Annotated in this window: 6 tRNA genes and 1 rRNA gene; all 7 read right to left on the reverse strand. The window is 51.3% G+C overall.

Annotated elements, in window-relative coordinates:
• Positions 1-41: 41 nt before the first annotated feature.
• Positions 42-118 (reverse strand) — tRNA-Arg (locus tag LCM09_RS20570).
• Between the two features lie 18 nt (positions 119-136).
• Positions 137-211 (reverse strand) — tRNA-Gly (locus LCM09_RS20575).
• Between the two features lie 3 nt (positions 212-214).
• Positions 215-299, reverse strand: a tRNA-Leu gene (locus LCM09_RS20580).
• 8 nt (positions 300-307) lie between these two features.
• A tRNA-Lys gene (locus LCM09_RS20585) sits at positions 308-383 on the reverse strand.
• Positions 384-399: 16 nt separating this feature from the next.
• A tRNA-Thr gene (locus tag LCM09_RS20590) sits at positions 400-475 on the reverse strand.
• Between the two features lie 46 nt (positions 476-521).
• Positions 522-597: transfer RNA gene (locus tag LCM09_RS20595), tRNA-Val, on the reverse strand.
• A 9-nt stretch (positions 598-606) separates the two neighbouring features.
• A 5S ribosomal RNA gene (gene rrf, locus LCM09_RS20600) occupies positions 607-723 on the reverse strand.
• Positions 724-725: the final 2 nt, after the last annotated feature.

A 725-nucleotide genomic window follows, 5' to 3' on the forward strand; every position in this document is an offset into this window, starting at 1 on the left:
CTGCCAAGCTGAGCTACTTCCCGACTATGTTATTAAGAAAATGGCGCGCCCGAGAGGAGTCGAACCCCTAACCTTCTGATCCGTAGTCAGACGCTCTATCCAATTGAGCTACGGGCGCAAAGATATAATTGTAAAATGGAGCGGAAGACGGGATTCGAACCCGCGACCCCCACCTTGGCAAGGTGGTGTTCTACCACTGAACTACTTCCGCAATTGGTGCGGGTGAAGGGACTCGAACCCCCACGTCGTAAGACACTAGATCCTAAGTCTAGCGCGTCTGCCAATTCCGCCACACCCGCAAAGAAAATGGTGAGCCATGAAGGATTCGAACCTTCGACCCTCTGATTAAAAGTCAGATGCTCTACCAACTGAGCTAATGGCTCTCTTCTACCGAAAAGATGGTGCCGGCCAGAGGACTTGAACCCCCAACCTACTGATTACAAGTCAGTTGCTCTACCAATTGAGCTAGACCGGCAAATTATTTTGTAATTTACTATGTACCCTTTCGGGTAAAAAATAAATGGTGGAGGATGACGGGCTCGAACCGCCGACCCTCTGCTTGTAAGGCAGATGCTCTCCCAGCTGAGCTAATCCTCCACTATCTAAGCCTAGCGACGTCCTACTCTTGCAGGGGGAGAGCCCCCAACTACCATCGGCGCTGAAGAGCTTAACTTCCGTGTTCGGCATGGGAACGGGTGTGACCTCTTCGCCTTCATCACTAGACT

This window comes from Guptibacillus algicola, from assembly GCF_020171805.1.
GTDB classification, from domain to species: Bacteria; Bacillota; Bacilli; order Bacillales; family Guptibacillaceae; genus Guptibacillus; species Guptibacillus algicola.